Here is a 21,448-nt window from a genome sequence, read left to right on the forward strand (position 1 = left end):
AATGCGGCACGCAGGCATGATGTCTGCGTGCAGGCCATGTCTGTTGCACGCAACGCACGCCCTGTAACGGCGGCATTAATCGATTTTCATCACAACTCGACATTGAAATTTCTATCAAAGGAACTTGCAATGTCCGAGACTTCGCCCCGGCTGGAGCTGCCTTATATGCAGCCCGCTCAAGCCCAGAAACACGTCACGCACAATGAAGCTCTGCAGATGCTAGATACATTGGTGCAGATGGTTTTGCAGAGTATCGATGCCATCGATCCACCGGAGAATCCGTCGGCAGGTGCTTTGTATCATCTGGGCAGCGGGCCCACGGGGGTCTGGACGGGCCAAAGTGACAAGCTGGCTGTCTGGGGCAATGGCGCGTGGCGGTTTTTCACGCCGCACGAAGGATGGCGCGCATGGAACCTCGAAACGCAGCGGAGCTATCTTTACCAGGGGGGGATTTGGCAATTCGAACAGACCCGGTTTGATGGTCTGGAGGGGGTCGGCATCGGCACCGGTGCGGATGGGGTGAACCGTCTGGCGGTGGCCTCTGATGCGACGTTGCTGACCCATGCCTCTGGTGGCGGGCATCAGCTTAAGCTGAACAAGGCTACGGTGGGCGATACGGCGTCGCTGCTGTTTCAGACCGGCTATGACGGGCGTGCAGAGATGGGGCTGGCCGGTGAGGACGCCTTTTCGGTGAAGATGCGCGCGGCAGAGGGAAGCTGGACACAGGCCCTGCGGATGGACCCGGTAGAGCAATCAGTGAGTCTGGCCACAGGTGGTGGGGTCCAGGCGCGCCTCACGCAGGAAGGGCTAGCTGTTGATATGGCGCCCGGCGGCGTGTCCGACTGGCGGCAGGTGTATGACCGCAGCAACGTCACAGGCACGGTGGCCCAGGTCGCCGGAGAGGTCACGGGTGCGTTGTTCGAGAGCGGCGAGAATGCCAGCGGGCAATACGTTAAATTTGCTGATGGCACACTGATCTGCCACCGGTCTGTCATCATAGATGTATCAATTGGCTTTCCACAGGATTTTGCGTATCCGGCCAGCTTTATATCGCCTCCCGCTACGTCGTTTGCTGCCAACAGCGAGGAATTATCCGCTATTGGCGGGTCAGGCGACCGGACACGGGGATATTTCGCAACTGTTTTCGGCGGCGGCTTGTCGGGTTGGTCGGCGCGGTTGCAGCAAGGCCCGTCCAATACGCCGGGCACAATATCAGACTTTGGCGTTCATCTGACAGCAATCGGTCGCTGGTTCTAATGGAGACTGATATGTACATTGCCCTTTCTCCGGTGCGCAGTGATATCGCGCGCACCTTGATCCGCCGTGGCGATACATTGATCGTCAACGGTGAGCCGTTTGATTTCACCGCCCTGCAAGAGGGGGATATCCTGCCCCTTGATGCAGTTGAGGGTAACTGGCTTGGGTCCGCTATCGAGCGGAGAGGGGGCGATCTTCATTTGACGGTCATTCTGCCGCATGGCGTGAATGCGCCCGCCGAGACGCTTTTTCCCGCCCCGCTGCATCTGACCGAAGACGGACCCGTAGATTTGCCCCCATACGGAGATCAAACATGAGCAATATTGATATGTCCATGCTGTCCACAGCGCAGGCGCGGGCAGATGCCGCGCGACAGACCCGCGAAGAGCAGCTCAAGGCGCTGTGCTGCGCGCGTATCATTGCGGTGGCGGACCGGTTTGCCCAAGCCAACATGACAGCAGCGGCGGCTGTGGGAAAACTGGACAGCGAAGAGATGGCTGCATACGGGGCGTTCCTTGATTGGGTCGAGGCCATGCGTGCCGCTTGCCGACCTGCTGCGGGACCAGTCGGGTCTGACTGTGACGATGCGGATTTTTGGCCTTCCCTACCTGCGGTCGCCGCAGAATTTATACGCCGGTTCTGACCCTGTACTGCGGCTGTCGGGTTGCGGTGCGCAAATGCTTTGTGCATTGCAATATAGTGCCTGCGCCCATAAATTATGCGCGATCAGCACATATTTTTCACGATAGAAGTACAGTTATGTCCTTGGATGACCTTCCGAAAAATTTTGATGCTGACAGCTACCTTCTTGCCTATCCCGATGTGGCCCTCAGCGGGCTTGATCCGCAGACACATTATCTGAAATACGGCGCCCGTCTGGGGCGTGCGCCAAATCCGGGTGCGGCCCGGATCGCGGCGCCTGTGCCGGGGACATATGACACGGACCCGGCGATTTTGGATGTGCGTTATGCACAAGGCATCGTGCCGCCTTCTGAGCCGATCCGCCACTCCGAGCTGGTGACGATCCTGATGCCCAGCCACAACAACGAGCAGTGGCTGACCCGCGCGCTTCACGCGGCGCTTTCCCAGCAGGGGGTCGCGGTTGAGGTCGTTCTGATAGATGACGGATCGACAGACGGCTCTGTCAGGGTTGCGCACCAGATTGCCCGGACGGCACCCAATCTGAAGGTGATATCGCTGTTGCGGAATTTCGGGTGTTACTATGCGCGAAATGTCGGCCTGATGAACTCTAGCGGAGCTTATGTCACCATTCTGGATACGGATGACATCATGCCCCCCGACCGGATCGCGCGACAGCTTGATGCGCTGAAAGCGGCCAAAGGCGTGGTGGCATGCCGGTGCCAGCAACGGCGCTGGACCCCTGACTATACCGCGCCGGTCAGTGCGCTTAAATATGGCGAGAACAGCCTGCTGTGGCGGCGCGATGTGCTGAACCGGCTGGGGGCATATGACACGGTACGTTTCAGTGGGGATGGCGAATTCCGGTTCCGGCTTGAAAAGACCTATGGCGTCAGCGCGGTTCTGAAGATGCCTGACGAGATCTATTTTACCCGAACACTGGAAAATTCGCTGACCACAAGCAGAACAAGCCGCGTTTTCACTCTTGAGGAGGGGCAACTTGCGGTGACCATGTCGCCCTCCAGAAGCAACTATCGTGAAGCGTTTACCGCTTGGCACGCCGGCGCAGGCAAGTTGAAAGTCACATTCCCGCAATACACGCGTCCCTTTGCATTGGGGTCAAAAGAGCAGAACGCCTCTCCGTCGCTGGGAGAGTTGCGCATTGGTGTGCTGGACAGCCACGCGTCCCGACGCGAGGACCTTGCCCAGATGCTGCCAAGCATTCTGCCACAGCTCAACGAGCTGCGCCTCTACCTGAACGACTATGATGCAGTTCCCGATTTCGCTCAGGACTCTAAGATCCGTGCCGTGTTGGGCCGCGATGCGCGCGGCGATTTGGGAGACACCGGCAGGTTCTATGATTTCCCTGACCAAGATGCCTATGTTTTCACGCTGGAAGACAGCCTGCGCTATCCGGCAGATTATGCGGCGCGCATGATCTATCACATCGAAATGCTTGGCCGTGCCAGTGTTGTAGGTTTGCGGGGCGATATTTTTCCTGTCGGCCCTCTGACTGCGCAAACCCAAGGCAAAATCCGCGCCTTCAAAGATGAACCCCTGGGGCAGTTTGTAGATGTGCTGGGCATGGGAACGGCGGCTTGGCATAGTTCAGCGTTGAAACCTGCTTTGGAGGATTTCGCGTCCGAAGGCCAAAGCCGTTTGTGGTTTGCTGCGGCTGCCGCACGCAAAGACGTCCCGCTTTTTATCATGCCTGCCGATACCGGTTGGGTGCGCGAAGGGGATGACCAGAACGCGCAGCTGCGAGGGCAGGGGTACGACATTGAAACGTATAACTCTGCGATAGCACCCGTGCTGGATAACGGCCGGGTCAGACGGCAGGCGCTGGCGCATCTGGGCCGCTGCTATGACGGGGATACGCTTAAGGCGGCGCGCCTTGTGATCCCGAGGAACATGCAGCGCGAGGCGGGCGATCTGATTAACACCCGCCGTTCCATAACCCATCTTGATGCACCATTAGACATGCGGGGTGTTTCCCATTCCGCAGCGGTACATTTTCATATCGTTGTTACTGGCCGGAACTGTCAGGATTACCTGACGGGGTGCTTGCGTTCTGTCGCACAGCAGTTGCCGGGGGACTATACATTCGATGTCACGATGATTGATGACGGCTCTGACGACGGCACCTATGAGGATCTGGCCCGCACCGCCATTCTGCCGCAGGCCCGTTTGATCCGTGTGGCCAAAAACACCGGCGCCGCCCATGCCTGGCACACTGCCATCACGATGCATGAAGACCCCCATGCTGTTGTTGTTCTATTGAATATGGATGACGCATTGGAGCCGTATGCGCTGCGCACGGTTGCGCGCTGTTATCGCGACACGCCCGCCTGTCACATGGCCATCGGGAACTGGCGCGATCACGAAGGCGAAAAAAATGCCGGCGGGTTCTATCCCGCAGCTGCGATCGACGACCAACGTACACGCGCGCTTGATGTGCTTCATACGGGCTATCTGCGCAGCTTCCGGCGGCAGTTTTACGATACTCTTGAGGTGTCTGATCTGCTGGATGGGCAGGATGACTGGCTTGACTGTGGTGCGGATGCTGCCCTGATGTATGCGCTGATCGATAAATGCAGGTCGGATGAGGTGGTCTTTATCGACGAGCCCATGCATCGCCATGCCTGTGACCACGAAGCACAAACAGTGTCACGCTTCGGAAAAGAACACCTAGAAGAGCGCTTGAACTGGGTAAGGGAAAAATCTCCCAAGCCCCGCTCGCAGCGCATGAGGACATTTAGTGAGTAACAACGGCCAAGTTCCAAAGCTTTCAGCTCTGCGGAGTATTCCAGATCTGGTAGACATCGGCAAAACAGCACAGGCCTCTCAAAGCTCGGTGTCGCGCTGGTCACACAAAGAGGATGCGCAAAACGCCGTGATCGGGGTGGACCGTGATTTCGCCTTTCACACGGATATCGAACAAGCTCCCTGGTGGTCGCTGGCTTTCGATGCCCTGCAGGATCTTCAGTATATCGTACTGGAAAACCGGCGCACGCCGCGGTTTCGCCATTGGGCAGAGCATCTGACGGTAGAGGTGCAGACCCCTGAAGGCACGCAGACAGTCTATAACGCCATGCAGGATTTCGGGATCGAAAAAGAGGATAACGCACTGGTCATCCCGCTGGCAGAGTATGGCGCGGTGCGCACGATCACCATCACGGCCCATACCGGTGGAGGGCCTTTGCATCTGTCGCGCATCAGGGTCTTTGCCAAGGCCGGAGATTTACCGGCAGATGCCTTGCAGAGCACGCCGCCCCTGATCATTGCAAATCGTGCGGACGGGTTCGGAGAGCGGCTGAAGGCGGTTCTGAATGCCATGGTGATTGCGGATAAGCTGCCCGGAAAGTTCCGGTTCGGCTGGCGGCCAATGACGCAGAGTATTGCCGTGTGGCATGACGTCCTGCCTGCCGAGCAGACGTTCAGCACAGCGTTTCTGGACCGGTTCTTCTTGTCCAACAAAGAGATTATCGCGCTGGCTCCTGCCAAGCTAACGGATGCCGTGACCCGGATGCCTACGCACGCGGACCAGAGCTATCTCGTCACGCAGGCACGGCTGGAAACCCAATGCCGCAGCTTGGTGGATGACACCACCGGAGCCGCTTTCAAGGATTGTTTCGAGCGCATCGAATTCATTCCCCATCTGGAGCGCGCGCGCAAATGCGCGCATGAAGTGGACCTGTCAGGGGCCGCAGGCAGTGCCGCGCTTCACCTGAGGGCGGGGGACCTGATTTTCGGACGCTACCGAAAGATGGGCCGCTATCACCGTAAGGCCTGTGCCTTTTCGATCGCTGAACAAATTGCGGCTGATATGCAGGCGAAGGGCCGCCCGCTTGTGCTATTTGGGCAAGACAATGATTTCATCGCCTATCTGGCCGAGCGCTACGGGGCTATTTCTGCGACCTCCTTTGCACAAGAACAGGATTTCGATGGGGCACAGCAGGCTCTGTTCGACATCTGTCTCATGGCGCGATGCGACGAGATCATCTGTGGCTCAAGCGGTTTTGCGACACTTTCCTGCTGGATCGGGGGGGTGAAATCAAAAAGCCCCTATCGGTACTATAAGGCGGATAAAACGCTCGCGTTGTTAGAAAGCGCAGGGGCTGACGGTGTGGCTGTTGATCCGCGCATTTCCGACCTGCAAAGATCCTTTGCCATCTGGCTGGCTTTTATCCAGTCGGGCCGGTCGATCGCCGACACACCTGAGTATAGCCAGTTGCTTGACCGCGCCATCGCGCTTGACCCACAAAACGAGTACTTCAAAATCGTCAAAGCATGCAGCCTGATCCACGCGGAACAGCCCGCACAGGCCGATGAGGTTTTGCTGTCTTGTATCCGCCCCGAGGCCGCACATGCTGAAACTCTGGGCATTCTGACAGGCGTTCATCCCGATGGCACATCGCAGATCGAAGAATTGCTGCCGTATCTTGAACACGCGGCTGATGCAGGCCACCCCGCAGCGGCTTTATCTGTCGCCGTGTGCAAGAAGGCTTTGGGCAGACCAGAGGAAGCGGCAGCTTTCAAGGCGATCTACCGCGCGCGCATGGGGAATATAACAAGCCCACTGGAGGCGTATCTGGACGCTGTGTAAACTGCATCTGCCGCCCCGCCGATCTGCCCGCCTGTCCAGACCCGTTGTTGAAATGAGATCCCACTGATGTTCAGTAGCCTGCCGCGCAAGATCGTTATGGCGATCCGCTTTATCTTTCCCTCAGCGCGAGAGCGTGACTATGAACGTGTTATCGCGCGGGCGGGTGTGTTCGACACGGCCTTTTATCTGCGCGCACACGCCGGCGTTCACCGGCTTTTCAAGCGTAATCCCCTGCGCCATTACATCCAGCACGGCGAGGCCGCAGGATTTAGCCCGAACGGGCGGTTTTCGCCCCGTGCCTATCTGTTCCACAATCCTGATCTGGATCCGGCCACGACCCGTCCGTTGCTTCACTATGTGCAAACCGGACAACATGAGGCGCGCACTGTCTGGCTTGATCCAAAAGACAGTTCTGTCCCCGATATGCCCGCCGCCCCCTGCGCAGTAGAGGCGCCCGCGCGTGTCGCGGTCGTGCTGCATCTCTATTATCTGGAGATGTGGGATGAATTTGCATCCCTGTTAGAGGCACAGACCTTTGAATTCGATCTCTGGGTCACGCTCAGCCGGGATGCCGAGGATGGCGTCCGGGCCAAGGCCCTGCGCGATATGATCACGTCGCGGTTCGCGCGCGCGCAGGTCCATATCCTGCCCAATCACGGCCGCGATATTTTCCCCTTTGTCTGGCTGGTGAGCAGTGGTGTGCTTGCGCCCTATTCGGCCGTCTGCAAGCTGCACAGCAAAAAATCCCCGCACCTGAGCGACGGGGACGCGTGGCGTCAGAACCTGACAGAGGGTATTCTGGGCGAGCCCGAACAAACCCGGCGCAGGCTCGAGACGTTTATCACCACGCCAGGGGCGGGCTTCTGGGTGGCCGAGGGCCAGCACTATGAGGGCGATATCCATTGGGGGGTGAACCACGCGCGCGCAACTGCGCTTATGGCGCGACGTGGTTTGTCTTTGCCTGATGCGGAACTGTCCTTTCCCGCGGGGTCGATCTATTGGATCGGGCAGGCGATGATTGCGCAGATCGCCGCCCTTGATCTGGATGCTGCGGATTTCGAACCAGAGCAGGCGCTGGTGGATGGCACGACCGCCCATGCGTTGGAACGGTTGTTCGGCAGTCTGGCACAGCTGGCCGGGCAGGATATTCTTACACCTGCCCAGTTGGACCCCCCCGCCCCCTAGCAATACACACTGGTTATTTCGGCACTAATCAAACATACGCTAATCTTCCCAACTTACGCGATTGCCGGTACAGGTACTTTCCCATGCCCAGAATTTTTCTCCATATCGGTGCACATAAGACTGCAACCAGCTATCTGCAGGCAATCTTTGACCAGAACCGCGCTTTGCTGGCACAGCACGGGATTATCTATCCCGACATCGGTCCCAATAATGCCCATCACGCTTTGGTCGCCCCCTGGCTGAGTACGCCCGATATTCCAGACAGTTTTTTCGGCGCGGGCGGACGCGACCAGCCCTGGAAGAATCTGATGGACCGCTATGCCAAGAGATCAGGTGACTTGTTTCTGTCCGCCGAGAATTTCACCCGTGTCCGGCCCGAACGGGTGAACATGGTTGAACTGGCACAAAGACTGCGCGCCTTCGGAGAAGTGCGGATCATCTACACCATGCGCCAGCAGGTTGATCTGGTGCAGTCGCTGTGGATGGAGGTCTCTAAATCTTTTCGGGTGCCGACATTGCGAAAATACGTCGAAACAGCCTTTGATAAACGGCGCGGCGGCGGGGTGCCGATCGATCACAGTTCGGTCTATGCGCATCTGCTCGAAGGGTTCGCACCGGAAGAGATCAGGCTGCTTGACTACAACACGATAACACGCGCCGAGGGGGGCGTTGTGGGGGCTTTCCTGCGGCTGATGCAAAGTGATCTTGATCCCGCTGCCCTGCGGCCGCTGGAATCGGAGAAAAAGGCCAATATCTCACCCGATCCCATCGCGCTCTATATGGCCACGCAGATCACCAACGAAGAGGTGCCGCCCGAGGCTCTGGTGAGCCTGCTTAAAGAGGCGGTGCGTCCCGAGGGGGCACCATCGGCCACATTGCTGACCCGTGCCGAATACAACAAAATGCGCAACAAGTTCGTGAATTCCAATATGACGTTAGCCGAAAAGGTTCAGGCCGTGCAGCCCGGTTTCATGTTTGATCCGGGCAAGGTGCCGCGTGATCTGTTCTGTCGGGATGATCTGACGGCTGCGCATTGGCAGCAGGCTGCGCGCGCGCTTTTTGCTGCAAGCCAGGGGCGCACGGGACAGGACCAGTCGCTGTTCAAAAGGTTGCTGCACGGTGCCTGACACAGGCGCAAAATTGGGCCCGTTTCTTTTTAAACTCTAGGCAAGAGCCACGGTTTTGCCGCCTTTGCGCCAGAGCCCCCAATCCCTTCCTCTTTTATCCTCCAAGCCAGCGTGGGGGCGCTGTTTTTGGGGTAAACGGTGGGGATTTTATCATTCGTCCAGACCATTTGGGGGTCGGGGCTCGAAACAGATGGGCAGACATCGCGTCTTGATGTCTCGCAAAGCGGGGCTGCACGGACATTGGTGTTGCACGATACGGGCGCGCAAAACAAAAGCACGGTCGCACTGGGCACGGGATCTGTCGCGTTGCGCGATGTGACGACGCGCGATCTGAGCACTGCTGACCAACTCAATTTTCAGATGAACGGCAACACCCGCAGCCTTGATGCGCCAACTCTGGACCGGCTTGTTTCATCGGGGGGGGACAGCGCCACCGCCTATCTCGACGGTGTGGGGTTTTATGGCAATGCGGTCGTGTTGCACACACTTGAGGCGGGCGGGCGGGATTATGTCTATATGGCGCGCCCCGTGGATGCGGGCATTGGGGGCTATGTGCGGGCAGCCAACGGGGCGTTGAGCGTTCAACAGGAAGTTCCGGACGCAGGGTCGGCGCTGCTGTCGGGGATTTCCGCGATGGACAGCACGACCACCGCGAACGGGCGGTCCTTTCTGGTGGCTGCGTCGCAGCAAGAGGATGGTCTCACGGTGTTTTCTGTCGGCAGCAACGGGCGCCTGACAGCACAGGAAAGCTTTGGCTTTGTGGACAGGTTGCCAGTTAGCCAGCCTACAGTTCTGCGCATAATCGAGATGGGCGATGAACGGTTTGCGGTTATGGGCGCTGCCGCAACCGGTTCGCTGACCGTGCTCGGCCTGTCCGACAGCGGCGACCTAAGCTTTGTCGATCAGATCAACGACACGCGCGATACGCGTTTCGACGGGATATCGGCGCTTGATCACGTCACGACGGGGGGAATGACCTTGCTGGCGGTCGGGGGCTCTGACGGGGGGATCAGCCTGTTCCAGCTGCTGCCCGAGGGGCGTCTGTTATTGCGCGAAAACATCGAGGACGGGCTGGATACAGCGATGGACGGTATTCGCCAGTTGCGGTTTATGACGCATGAAAATGGCGCGGTAGAGCTGTTGGTTTTATCCTCACGCGATAATGGCATCACGCGCTTTGAGGTCGATCTGGGCCCCGGGGGGATCACGGCCACAGGTCGCGACGGCGGTTCTGGCAACGATATTCTGACAGCCTCTGATGGCGGGATGCAGCTGGAAGGTCACGCAGGCGATGATGTGCTGCTGGACGGCGCAGGATCAGACCGCCTGAATGGCGGGGCGGGGGCGGATGTCTTTATCTTCTCGCCCGATGGGCAAAACGACACGATCCGCGGTTTCGACATCGCGGAAGACCGGATTGAACTAAGTGCTTATGGTGCCATTTATGATTTTTCCGCCTTGTCTTTGAAGGCGCAGACGAACGGCGCACGCATCTCCTTCGGGGATGAGAGCCTGACCATCCAGACCGTGGATGGTGCCCGGCTCAATGAGCAACAGATGCGTGCTGCGATCCTGTTTGACGTCAATCACGTTGTCATTCCCGAACCGATCGCATCATCGGGGGGGGCAGAGAACGACCAGTTCTTTGCGGGGATCGGCCCGGACACAGTGGATGGCGGAGCGGGGTTCGACATTTTGTCCTTTGCCACGCTGCCCACTGCCGTCAGGGTCGATCTGTCCAACGCCACGGCCAATGCCGGGGGGGCATATGGATATGTTATCCGCAATGTCGAAGGGTTGATCGGCACCGATCTGGCGGATGTGATGACCGGAGACAGCGGCGCCAACAGCCTTGCTACAGGAGCGGGCAACGATACGGTCCGGGGCGGCAACGGGGCAGACTGGATCACACCGGGTGCAGGCAGTGACCGCGTAGATGGCGGCGCAGGCAACGATATGGTGAGCTTTGCCGACCTATCGCAGGGTGTTGCCGTGGATTTAAGCAATAACACGGCCATTTCAGGCGGTGACAAGGATACCCTCACCAACGTCGAGAGGGTGACAGGCACAATTTTCGGAGACTTCATCACAGGTGACGCACAAGACAACCACATCAGGGCCTTGGGTGATTACGACTGGCTCACCGGATCTGACGGCCATGACACGCTCGACGGTGGCAACGGGCGGGATATGGTTTCATATGTATTCGCTCCGACGCCTGTTGTCGTCGATCTGGGGGCAGGCAAGGGGCTGTGGGGGCAGGCCTTGGGCGATACCTATATCAGCATCGAGCGGGTGACGGGATCGGTCCATGCGGACAGGCTGATCGGGAGCGATGGCGAAGATGATTTCAGGGGTCTGGGCGGCTACGACTGGTTTGTCGGCTCGGGGGGAGGCAAGGATAGATACGATGGCGGATCGGGATATGATACCGTCGCCTATTCCTCCAGTTCGGGCAGTGTCACCGCATCGCTTATTTCGGGGCGCGGCATGGCAGGGGACGCCGCGCGTGATCTCTATACCTCGATCGAAAGCCTGACCGGATCAAACTATGCGGACATTTTGACCGGAGACCACGGGCGCAACGTGTTGCGCGGCATGTGGGGCGAGGACACATTGCGTGGGAACGGTGGTGTTGACCGCATCTACGGAGGGGGGTCGGATGATTTCATAGATGGCGGCAGCGGGTGGGACTATGCGCTTTTTGACCATGACAAAGCGGATTATGCGATCCTGCATCTCGGCAATGCTGTGCGGGTGACATATCTGCCTGGCGGGGGCGAAGGAACGGATTCCATCTTCAATGTCGAAGTGCTGAAATTTGCAGACGGGGATATCTATCTGTGAGGCACCCCTGCAACGTCAGGCATCACCGGCCAGCCGCAGCAGGTATTGCCCATAGCTGTTTTTGGCCAGCGGTTCGGCCTGCGTGCGCAGCATCTGCGCCGTGATCCAGCCTTGGGCAAAAGCGATTTCATCAGGGCTGCCCACCTGCATCCCCTGACGCTCGGAGAGCGTACGGACAAAATTTCCAGCATCAAGCAGGCTTGCGTGGGTGCCGGTATCCAACCAGGCATAGCCGCGTCCCATCTGCTGTACAGTAAGCGCGCCATCTGCGAGATACATCTCCAGCAGTGAGGTGATTTCAAGCTCCCCGCGTGACGAAGGCACCACCTTGCGCGCCCGCGCAGGGGCCGATCCGTCCAGAAAATAAAGACCCGTCACCGCATAGGAGGAGGGCGGCACCTCTGGCTTTTCGATGATGGCGCGCACCGTACCGTCGGGGGCAAAATCGACCACGCCGTAACGCTCCGGATCTGCCACGTGATAGCCAAAGACAGTCCCGCCAGTGGTCTGCGTATCCGCCGCAGCAAGCTGTTCGGGCAGGCCGTGACCAAAAAAGATGTTATCGCCCAAAACCATGGCCGAGGCTGCGCCGTCCAGAAAATCCTCTGCCAGAATATACGCCTGAGCCAGTCCATCCGGTGAGGGTTGTTCGATATAGTGCAATGTCAGCCCCCATTGGCTGCCATCACCCAGCGTACGCTTGAACTGGTCTGCGTCCTGCGGCGTGGTGATCATCGCGATCTCGCGGATACCGGCCAGCATCAGAACACTCAAAGGATAATAGATCATCGGTTTATCGTAGATCGGCAGCAGCTGTTTAGAGACGCCGGTGGTCACGGGATAAAGGCGTGTGCCAGAACCGCCGGCCAGAATGATGCCCTTGCGTTGTGTCATTGCAGTATCTCCTTGAGCACCTCTCCCAGCGCGCTGTGCCAGTCAGCGGGGGGGATGCCGAAATCAGTCTCTAATGTGGAACAATTCATGCGTGAATTGGCCGGACGCAGGGCTGGCGTGGGATAGTCTGTTGCAGGGATGCCATGCACGGTTACAGGGCGATGCGCATGCGCGAAAATCGCACGCGCAAATTCTGCCCAGCTCACTGCGGGCGCACCGGCGTAATGATAGATGCCGCCGGCATGGCCCTGCTGCATCCGTTCGGCGATGCGCAACACTGTATCGGCGATGCCGCCCGCAGGGGTCGGACCGCCGATCTGGTCCTCGACGACATTCAGCGTGTCGCGGGTGTCCGACAGGCGCAGCATGGTTTTCACAAAATTCGCCCCGTCTGCGGAAAACACCCACGAGGTCCGCAAGATCGTATGACGCCCGCCTGCGGCAATGATCGCTTGCTCGCCAGCCAATTTGCTGCGCCCGTAGGCCCCCAGCGGATTGACCGGGTCGGTCGGCTGCCAGGGCGTATCGCCACTGCCGTCAAAAACGTAATCGGTAGAAATATGCACAAAGGGAATATCAAGGGTGGCACAGGCGTCGGCCATGGCGCCGGGGCTGTCGCCGTTGATGCGGGTGGCCAGTGGTTCTTCTGTTTCGGCGCGGTCGACGGCGGTATAGGCCGCAGCGTTGATCACCGCCTCGGGGCGTGCGGCATGGATCGCAGCCGCACAAGCGGCAGGATCAGACAGATCAGCGGCTGCGCGGTCCAGATAAACCGCCCCGGGGGCACGTCGTTGCAGGGCCAGTGCGACCTGACCCGTGGCTCCAAAAACCAGCAGTGTCACAGAGCACCCAACCTTTTGCCCACGCCATCACGTGCTTGCAGCGCTTGCCACCAGCTTTGGTTATCCAGATACCAGCGCACGGTGCGCCGCAGGCCTTCCTCGACGGTGACCGAAGGGGTCCAGCCCAGCTCATCCTGAATGCGGCTGGCATCAATGGCGTAACGCTGGTCATGACCGGGGCGGTCTTGGACAAAGGTGATCAGATCCGCATAGGGCACAGAACCGGGCTGCATTTCGTCCAGAAGCGCGCAGAGGGTGCGCACCAGTTCCAGATTGCTCAGCTCGTTATGGCCGCCAATGTTGTAGCTGCGCCCAAGCGCGCCGCGCCTCAGCACGCACAACAGAGCATCGGCATGATCCTCGACATAGAGCCAGTCACGCACGTTGTCGCCACGCCCGTAGACGGGAATGGGGTCATTCGCCAGCGCGTTGAGGATCACCACTGGCACCAGCTTTTCGGGAAAATGAAAGGGGCCATAGTTGTTTGAACAATTGCTCAGCACGATGGGCAGCCCATAGGTTTCGCCCCATGCCCGCACCAAATGATCCGAAGCCGCTTTGGAAGCAGAGTAGGGGCTATTGGGCGCATAAGGTGTGGTTTCGGTGAAAAGCCCCGTCGCCCCGAGCGAGCCGAAAACCTCATCGGTGGAGACATGGTGAAAGCGGAAATTGTCGGGTTTTCCCTGCGCGCTCCAATAGGTGCGTGCAGCCTGTAGCAGCGTATAGGTGCCGGTGATATTCGTCTCTATAAAGGTCCCCGGCCCGTCAATCGAGCGGTCAACATGGCTTTCGGCGGCCAGATGCATCACTGCGTCAGGCTGGTGCGTATCAAAAATGCGCGCCAGCGCCTCAGCATCACGGATGTCGGCATGCTCGAACGCATAATCAGGATGATCCGCAACAGTGGCTACATTGTCGAGACAGGCGGCATAGGTCAGCGCATCAAGGTTGACCACGCTGTGACCCTGCGCGATGGCCTGCCGTACTACCGCAGATCCGATAAAGCCCGCGCCACCTGTGACCAGAATTTTCATGGGGCATCTCCCGCGTGGAAGGGGGAGGGCACATCCGCAAACAGCGGGGCTGCGGCATCCTTGTCCGACAGCACGGCAGGGCGCGCCCCAAGGCCCCAGTCGATCCCGATATCAGGATCGTCCCACCGCACGGCACCATCACAGTCCGGCGCATAATAGTCCGTGCATTTGTAGATGATTTCAGTGTCGGGGACACGTGTCACAAACCCATGCAGGAACCCCGCAGGGATCATCAGCTGGCGGCCATTGTCCTGGCTCAGCTCCACGCCCACCCACTGCCCGTAGGTGGCCGAACCTGCACGAAAATCTACGGCAACATCGTAAAGCGCCCCGCGCCCGCAGCGCACCAGCTTGGCTTGCGCATGGGGGGGCGATTGGTAATGCAGGCCCCGCACCGTACCAGCCTGTGCCGAAACCGAGTGGTTGTCCTGCACAAAGTCATAGACCAACCCCGCCTCTTCCATCCGCCGCGCATTCCAGCTTTCGCTGAAAAAACCGCGTGCATCGCCGTGCCGTGCTGGTGTCAGGACAAAAACCCCGTCCAATACCGTTTTTTCGATCTGCATCGTCTTCCTGTCCGGTGGTTCCAATTGATTTATAGCACCATTTGCCCAAAATATACTGCCTTCATAGGGCAAAAGAGTGACATCATTGCTTCACTGCAACTGCTTGTCCGCTTCAGGCCTGTGCGGGTCAAGCGTCAAGGCGCTGCGCTTGTTGTTGTTTCAGATGCGCTGGTCTAGAAACAGCTTAATTTGAAGAATAGAGCGGGTTTAACATGAAAATTGCAGTCGCAGGCATAGGATATGTTGGCTTGTCCAACGCCGTATTGCTGGCCGGAAATCATGAGGTGATTGCCACTGACATTTCTGCCGAACGGGTAGAGATGGTCAACAACGGCCGCAGCCCGATTGTGGACGATGATCTTGAGCGGGTTTTGCGGGATCAAAAGCTTAATTTGCAGGCAACCACACAGAGCGAAGATGCCTACAAAGATGCCGATTTTGTAATCGTTGCGACCCCTACCAATTATGATCCGCAAACCAATTATTTTGACACGACCTCTGTGCGCAATGTCATCGAGGCAGTGACCCGGGTCAACAAGACCGCGACCATTGTGATAAAATCCACGGTGCCGGTCGGATATGTGAGCGAACTGCGCGCCGAGCTCGAAACAGATCAGGTTATCTTTTCCCCTGAATTCCTGCGCGAAGGCCGTGCGCTTTATGACAACCTGCACCCCAGCCGGATCATTGTGGGCGAACGCTCCGAGCGGGCGCGGGTTTTTGCCGACCTGTTATTAGAGGGCGCCATCAGCAAGGATGTGCCGGTTCTGTTCACAGACGCCGACGAAGCCGAAGCGATCAAGCTGTTTGCCAATACCTATCTCGCGATGCGGGTCGCCTTTTTTAACGAGCTGGACAGCTATGCAATGGCCGGCAGCATGGATAGCCGCCAGATCATTGAAGGCATCGGTCTCGATCCACGGATCGGGGGCCACTACAACAACCCTTCCTTTGGCTATGGTGGCTATTGTTTGCCCAAAGATACGCGTCAGTTGCTGGCAAATTACGAGGATATTCCGCAGAACCTGATCCGCGCTATTGTCGATGCCAACAGCACACGCAAAGAGTTTCTGGCCGAACAAATTCTTGTGCGCAAACCGAAAACCGTCGGTGTCTACCGTCTGGTGATGAAGGCGGGCAGTGACAACTTCAGGCAGTCTTCCATTCAGGGCATCATGAAGCGGATCAAGGCAAAGGGTGTCGAGGTTATTGTTTATGAGCCGGTGCTGAAGGAAAAACAGTTTTTCGGCTCGGAGGTTCTGACAGACCTTGATGACTTCAAGGCGCGTTCCGAGATCATTATTGCCAACCGCGTTACGCCCGAAATAGAGGATTGCGCAGAGCGGATCTTTACCCGCGACCTTTTTGGTGGTGACTGATACGGCCAGCACTGTAACATCAGACCCAAGCGCCCCACCGACATCAGCCTACACTGGATATTTCTATGACTTTGCCTCTTTCTGACGTGACCCCGAACACCTGGGAATTCCTGCGCGATCCAATGATCAAACCCACAGGGTTTCGTGAGTATGATGCGCGCTGGAAATATCCCGAGGAAATAAACCTGCCAGGTATGACGGCATTGGGGCTGGGCTTGGGGACACAGATGCGCCGCCACGGGCTGGAGCCGGTGATCGCGGTGGGCAATGATTACCGTGACTATTCACTGACAATCAAAAACGCGCTGATCCTGGGGCTTATGCAGGCGGGCATCACCGTCAAGGATATCGGCCCCTGCATTACCCCGATGGCCTATTTTTCATCCTTCCATCTGGGCGGCACTGCCGTGGCTATGGTGACAGCGTCGCACAACCCCAACGGTTGGACCGGCGTCAAAATGGGCTTCACCATGCCTCTGACACACGGCCCCGACGAGATGGACGAACTGCGCGATATCGTTCTTCAAGGCAAAGGCGAAGCGCACCCGGGCGGTGCTTATGAATTCGTGGATGGCGTCTGGGATGCCTATATGGACGATCTGGTGGGTGACTTTAAGATGTCGCGCAAGCTCAAGGTGGTCTGCGCGACGGGCAATGGCACAGCATCGGCTTTTGCGCCGCAACTGTTCAAGCGTCTGGGCGTCGAAGTCGTTGAGAGCCACAACACCCTCGACTACACTTTCCCCCATTACAATCCGAACCCCGAAGCCATGGAGATGCTGCACGACATGAGTGCCAGCGTAAAAGCCTCGGGCGCGGATTTCGCGCTTGGCTTTGACGGGGACGGTGACCGCTGTGGTGTGGTCGATGACGAGGGCGAAGAGATCTTTGCCGATAAGGTCGGCGTGATCATGGCGCGTGACCTGTCCAAGATTTATCCCGATGCCACCTTTGTGGCGGATGTGAAATCCACCGGGCTTTTTGCCTCTGATCCTGAATTGCGCGCCAACGGGGCCAAGGCGGATTACTGGAAAACAGGCCACTCCCACATGAAGCGTCGGGTGCATGAAATCGGTGCCCTTGCCGGCTTCGAAAAATCGGGCCACTACTTTTTGGCCGAACCCATCGGGCGCGGTTATGACGACGGGATGCGCGTGGCTGTCGAGATTTGCAAGTTGATGGACCGGAACCCTGATAAGTCGATGTCCGATCTGCGCAAAGCCTTGCCGCTGACGTACGCGATGCCCACCTTGTCGCCCTATGCCGCCGATACAGAGAAATACGATATCCTCGCGCGGATCGTCTCTAAGCTGGAGAAAATAACCGAACTTGCGGGCCAGCCTGTCAAGGAAGTGGTGACGGTGAACGGTGCGCGCGTGATCCTGGAGAACGGCAGCTGGGGGCTGGTACGTGCCTCGTCGAACACGCCCAATCTGGTGGTGGTCTGCGAAAGCGCCCACAGCGAGGAAGAGCTGCGTGCGATCTTCAAGGCGATCGACGATGTGATCCGGACGGAGCCTGACGTGGGCGATTACGACCAAAGCTTCTAAGGCAATAAACAGGCTCTAAAGGTATCTTTAGAGCCTGTTTTCCAAATCAGCTGCGGGCGTAGACGTCTTCGTAACGGATGATGTCATCCTCACCCAGATAGGGGCCGGTCTGCACTTCGATCAGGACCATCGGCACTTTGCCGGGGTTTTCCATCCGGTGCACAGCGCCCAGCGGAATATAGACCGACTGGTTCTCTGACAGCAGCTTCACTTCGTCGTCCACCGTGACCCGCGCTGTCCCCTCGACCACGATCCAGTGTTCGGAGCGGTGGTGATGGCTTTGCAGGCTCAGGGCGGCGCCCGGGGTCACGACAATGCGTTTGACCTGAAACCGTTCGCCTATGACCAGACTTTCGTACCAGCCCCAAGGACGGTAATCGCGCGGCAGCTGAACGGCTTGGCTCGCGCCTTTCGCCTTTAGGGCAGCCACGGCTTCCTTGACGCGCTGCGCTTCGGATTTATGGGCCACCAGCACCGCATCATTCATGGCGATGGCAATCACATCTTCAAGCCCGATCCCGACCAGTTGCAGCCCCTCGCTCTCCGAGCGCAGCAGCGTGTCCTTGCAGTCGATCGCTGTCGCGCTTTCGGAAATAACATTGCCTTCGCTGTCTGGCCCGCTTTCCTGCCAGACGGCGTCCCAACCACCCAGATCGGACCAGCTACCGGAATAGGGCATCACGGACAGGGCATCGGATTTTTCCATGATCGCGTAATCGATCGAAATGTCGTCGGCCTGCGCCCAGGCATCCGGATCAAGGCGGGTAAAGCCAAGGTCGGACTGCGCCGCATCCAGCGCTGCGCGCACCGTGACGAGCATTTCCGGCGCATGGGCTTCATAGGCGGCGATGATCGTTTTGGCTGTGAACAAAAAGATGCCCGCATTCCACAAGAACCCGCCTGTTTCCAGCATTTGTGCGGCCTGATCTGCATCGGGTTTTTCGATAAAACGGATCAGGGTCTGCGGGCTGCTCGCCTCGATCGAGGCCCCCTCTGCCAGCTCCAGATAGCCATAGCCTGTCTCGGGGCGGGTCGGGATAATTCCAAAGGTCACCAGATTTCCCGCCTGCGCGCGCTCAACGGCTGCGCGGACCGTATCGGCAAACCCATGTGGATCGGTAATAACGTGATCCGAAGGGGCCACCAGCATCAGTGCATCGGGGTCTTTGGCGGCCAGCCACAGGGCGGCTGCCAGCACAGCCGGCGCTGTGTTCCGGCCTTCGGGCTCGATGAGAATACCACCGGGAGATGTCTCTACCTGGGCCAGTTGCTCGGTGACAATGAAGCGGAAGTCATCGACCGTTACGATCACCGGTGCGCCAAAGTCTTGTCCCTTTAAGCGACATGCCGATGCCTGAAACAGGCTCTGATCGCCCATGAGTTTCGCAAATTGTTTTGGATAGGACTTGCGCGACAAAGGCCAAAGGCGCGTGCCGGAGCCACCACACATTAAAATGGGATAAATCATTGGATGAAGCTCTTTCAGTATCAGCGGTACAAATATTGAAGGGACAGCGTATTCCTAGACTTCAGACGTACGGCAAGAAACGTCTTTTTACCAGCCTTTGCTGTACGAAATGCCCGCAGGAACCAACCTTCGGCCCCCTTGTCCGGTGTCCATACCGCTGTTCGAAAGGGGCCGTATATTTATAAAAAGACGAGATCGTCAGAAAAAATGAGAGCTTCGATATTGAGCAAGGTATCCGTGCCATCGCCACCGCCACCGTTATACTGCACGGTGACATGGGTGCTGTGCTGCGTCACGGTATAGTCGTCCCGGGCATTTTCGTAGATCGCGTAGTCAAACCCGTCGCCCCCGTCGAGATAGTCATCCGCGCCCCCCCCCGTGAGCCTGTCAACGCCGCCATTGCCATAAAGACTGTCTTCGCCGAACAGCCCGCGCAATTCGTTACGGCCGTGATCTCCGATCAGGAGATCGTCAAAGCTTGATCCAGTCAGTCGTTCGATGGAGGTATACAGATCGCGTGCCGCGTCGCCGCTACTGCCGCGCCCCGCCAGCAAAGAGGCTGTGACACCCTCGGTCGAGAGGGCATAGGATACCGTGTCCAGCCCGGAGCCCCCGTCATAGCGGTCCTTGCCGCCACCGGACCCTACAAACCAGTCATAACCGCCCAAGCCGCGAAAATCGTCTGCTTTATCAGAGCCGAACATCAGATCGCTGTGCACCGATCCTGTGACACGCTCGATGCTGGTATAGCTGTCTTGCATGGCAAGGCCCGCCTCTCCGACACCGGTGCTTAGATTGACCGTAACGCCCTCTTGCGAGAAGACATATGAAACCATGTCGCGTCCGCTGCCGCCTTCATAGCTGTCACGGCCTTCCGAACCGATGAACCAGTCATAGTTGCCCAGCCCCCGCAGAAGATTATCGCCCGCGTCCCCCTGAATGTAATCTCCGTAAATCGTCCCCGTGACGTTTTCGATACCTTCCAGCGTGTTGGTGTCATTCCCCGATAGGGCAACCTGTGTCTCCAAGTTGACATTTACGGCCTGTTCGAGGTCGACAAAGCTGATCATATCCGAGCCTGCGCCGCCCACTACTGTATCATTGCCCGACCCCGGCGTGAGCCAGTCATTTCCCGGTGTTCCCTGAACTATCTCGCTCTGCGTGGCATCGCCGGCGAAGCCATCGAGTTTGACATTGGCGTCTGTGATGGTCACCTCGTCCGTAAGTGTCCCACTCAAATTGCCACCCGAAAAGGTAACATCATAGGTGCCGCTGGCGAGCTCCATTTGATAGCCACCACTGCCCCAGCTGGTTGTGACGAACTGATCACCCGAAGCATTGGTCGCGGTTATGGTTACCCCTTCCAGACCTTCGCCTGCATCATAGAACCGGTCACCGTCGGCATCTTTCAGCACGACGCCCACAAGTTGCGGTACGTTGGTAAAGCGGGCGCCAAAGTTCTGGGTCACAACCCAGGGCCCCAACGCGGTGCTGGAGTCAGTTTCTGCAAGGGCAGCGATCCCCACATCTGTGAAGTCTTCATTGAGAATGGTCAGCCGGTGTCCCGCAGGGTCCTGAATGCCGGTGGACGTAAAGCCCCAGTCGATAAAGAACCCCGCATGGCCCTGTACCGGATTGTCTGTATAGGCAAAGACGTTTTCGGAGACTGTGCGCCAGTTGTCATAGCCCGCAGCAGTGATCCGGTCTCCCAGACCCAATTCACCCTCGAACAGGTGCCCCTGAGCGGAAACTTCGATCATCTTTTCGGAATGCCCTGTCGCTGCCACGTTCAGTGAACTGCTCCAAGCAACAGGCGCGACCGGGTCAAACACGGCAATCTGTGCGCGGAAAACATCAAGGTCGACGTTGAAAAAGTTGACAGCATTGCGGATTCCCGCAGTGACACCTGTGGCGTTTGATGCGGTTCCGATAAGCGCGTCGAATTCTCCCTGTGGATCCAGCCGCGCCCGATTAAGAAGTTCAAGCATTTCTTGTTCGAAATCGGTCGGAGTGTTCATTGTGGAGCCCTTGCATGAGAGAAAAACCTTGAGAAG

General features: G+C 58.1%; 16 protein-coding genes. 10 read left to right on the plus strand and 6 right to left on the minus strand.

Annotated elements, in window-relative coordinates; translation table 11 throughout:
* The first annotated feature begins 129 nt into the window (after window positions 1-129).
* The 8 genes from K3757_RS18905 (at window position 130) to K3757_RS18940 (ending at window position 11,661) form a co-directional block, all read left to right on the plus strand.
* Window positions 130-1,257: a DUF2793 domain-containing protein gene (locus K3757_RS18905; protein ID WP_260001498.1), complete on the plus strand. Its 1,128-nt coding sequence runs from the start codon at window positions 130-132 to the stop codon at window positions 1,255-1,257.
* Between the two features lie 11 nt (window positions 1,258-1,268).
* Window positions 1,269-1,574, plus strand: coding sequence for a hypothetical protein (locus tag K3757_RS18910; RefSeq protein ID WP_260001499.1), 306 nt, complete (start codon window positions 1,269-1,271; stop codon window positions 1,572-1,574).
* Window positions 1,571-1,900, plus strand: coding sequence for a hypothetical protein (locus K3757_RS18915; RefSeq protein WP_260001500.1), 330 nt, complete (start codon window positions 1,571-1,573; stop codon window positions 1,898-1,900). Before K3757_RS18910 ends, K3757_RS18915 begins: the two co-directional genes overlap by 4 nt.
* Before the next feature lie 116 nt (window positions 1,901-2,016).
* The gene (locus K3757_RS18920) at window positions 2,017-4,662 is read left to right on the plus strand and encodes a glycosyltransferase family A protein (protein ID WP_260001501.1); all 2,646 of its coding nucleotides are present in this window, start codon (window positions 2,017-2,019) and stop codon (window positions 4,660-4,662) included.
* Window positions 4,655-6,502: a hypothetical protein gene (locus tag K3757_RS18925; RefSeq protein ID WP_260001502.1), complete on the plus strand. Its 1,848-nt coding sequence runs from the start codon at window positions 4,655-4,657 to the stop codon at window positions 6,500-6,502. Before K3757_RS18920 ends, K3757_RS18925 begins: the two co-directional genes overlap by 8 nt.
* A 66-nt stretch (window positions 6,503-6,568) precedes the next feature.
* Window positions 6,569-7,687 (plus strand): rhamnan synthesis F family protein, encoded by a 1,119-nt coding sequence (locus K3757_RS18930; RefSeq protein ID WP_260001504.1) that lies wholly within the window; start codon window positions 6,569-6,571, stop codon window positions 7,685-7,687.
* Window positions 7,688-7,770: 83 nt separating this feature from the next.
* Window positions 7,771-8,814 carry a hypothetical protein gene (locus K3757_RS18935; protein WP_260001506.1) on the plus strand — a complete coding sequence of 348 codons (1,044 nt, stop codon included), beginning with the start codon at window positions 7,771-7,773 and terminating at the stop codon, window positions 8,812-8,814.
* A 138-nt stretch (window positions 8,815-8,952) separates the two neighbouring features.
* On the plus strand, window positions 8,953-11,661 hold the full coding sequence (locus tag K3757_RS18940) for a calcium-binding protein (RefSeq protein WP_260001508.1): 2,709 nt from the start codon (window positions 8,953-8,955) through the stop codon (window positions 11,659-11,661).
* Between the two features lie 15 nt (window positions 11,662-11,676).
* Here K3757_RS18940 and rfbA read toward each other — a convergent pair whose 3' ends face one another.
* The 4 genes from rfbA to rfbC are packed head-to-tail and all read right to left on the minus strand — an operon-like array spanning window position 11,677 to window position 14,997.
* A complete protein-coding gene (rfbA, locus tag K3757_RS18945; RefSeq protein WP_260001510.1) occupies window positions 11,677-12,555 on the minus strand; it encodes a glucose-1-phosphate thymidylyltransferase RfbA in 879 nt (292 codons plus the stop codon).
* Window positions 12,552-13,397, minus strand: coding sequence for a dTDP-4-dehydrorhamnose reductase (gene rfbD / locus K3757_RS18950; protein ID WP_260001512.1), 846 nt, complete (start codon window positions 13,395-13,397; stop codon window positions 12,552-12,554). Before rfbD ends, rfbA begins: the two co-directional genes overlap by 4 nt.
* Complete coding sequence (gene rfbB, locus K3757_RS18955; protein WP_260001514.1) at window positions 13,394-14,431, minus strand: dTDP-glucose 4,6-dehydratase; 1,038 nt, start codon at window positions 14,429-14,431, stop codon at window positions 13,394-13,396. The genes rfbD and rfbB overlap by 4 nt, the downstream gene beginning before the upstream one ends.
* Complete coding sequence (gene rfbC / locus K3757_RS18960; protein ID WP_260001516.1) at window positions 14,428-14,997, minus strand: dTDP-4-dehydrorhamnose 3,5-epimerase; 570 nt, start codon at window positions 14,995-14,997, stop codon at window positions 14,428-14,430. Before rfbC ends, rfbB begins: the two co-directional genes overlap by 4 nt.
* Before the next feature lie 212 nt (window positions 14,998-15,209).
* Here rfbC and K3757_RS18965 point away from each other — a divergent pair, with 212 nt between their 5' ends.
* Window positions 15,210-16,376, plus strand: coding sequence for a nucleotide sugar dehydrogenase (locus K3757_RS18965; protein ID WP_260001518.1), 1,167 nt, complete (start codon window positions 15,210-15,212; stop codon window positions 16,374-16,376).
* Between the two features lie 65 nt (window positions 16,377-16,441).
* Complete coding sequence (locus K3757_RS18970) at window positions 16,442-17,926, plus strand: phosphomannomutase/phosphoglucomutase (RefSeq protein WP_260001520.1); 1,485 nt, start codon at window positions 16,442-16,444, stop codon at window positions 17,924-17,926.
* A 46-nt stretch (window positions 17,927-17,972) separates the two neighbouring features.
* On the opposite strand, the gene K3757_RS18975 is transcribed toward K3757_RS18970, so the two are convergent.
* Window positions 17,973-19,394, minus strand: a complete 1,422-nt coding sequence (locus K3757_RS18975) for a mannose-1-phosphate guanylyltransferase/mannose-6-phosphate isomerase (protein WP_260001522.1) — start codon at window positions 19,392-19,394, stop codon at window positions 17,973-17,975.
* A 179-nt stretch (window positions 19,395-19,573) separates the two neighbouring features.
* A complete protein-coding gene (locus K3757_RS18980) occupies window positions 19,574-21,412 on the minus strand; it encodes a CAP domain-containing protein (protein ID WP_260001525.1) in 1,839 nt (612 codons plus the stop codon).
* Window positions 21,413-21,448 lie beyond the last annotated feature (36 nt).

The organism is Sulfitobacter sp. S223, from assembly GCF_025143825.1.
In the GTDB taxonomy this organism is placed as follows: domain Bacteria; phylum Pseudomonadota; class Alphaproteobacteria; order Rhodobacterales; family Rhodobacteraceae; genus Sulfitobacter.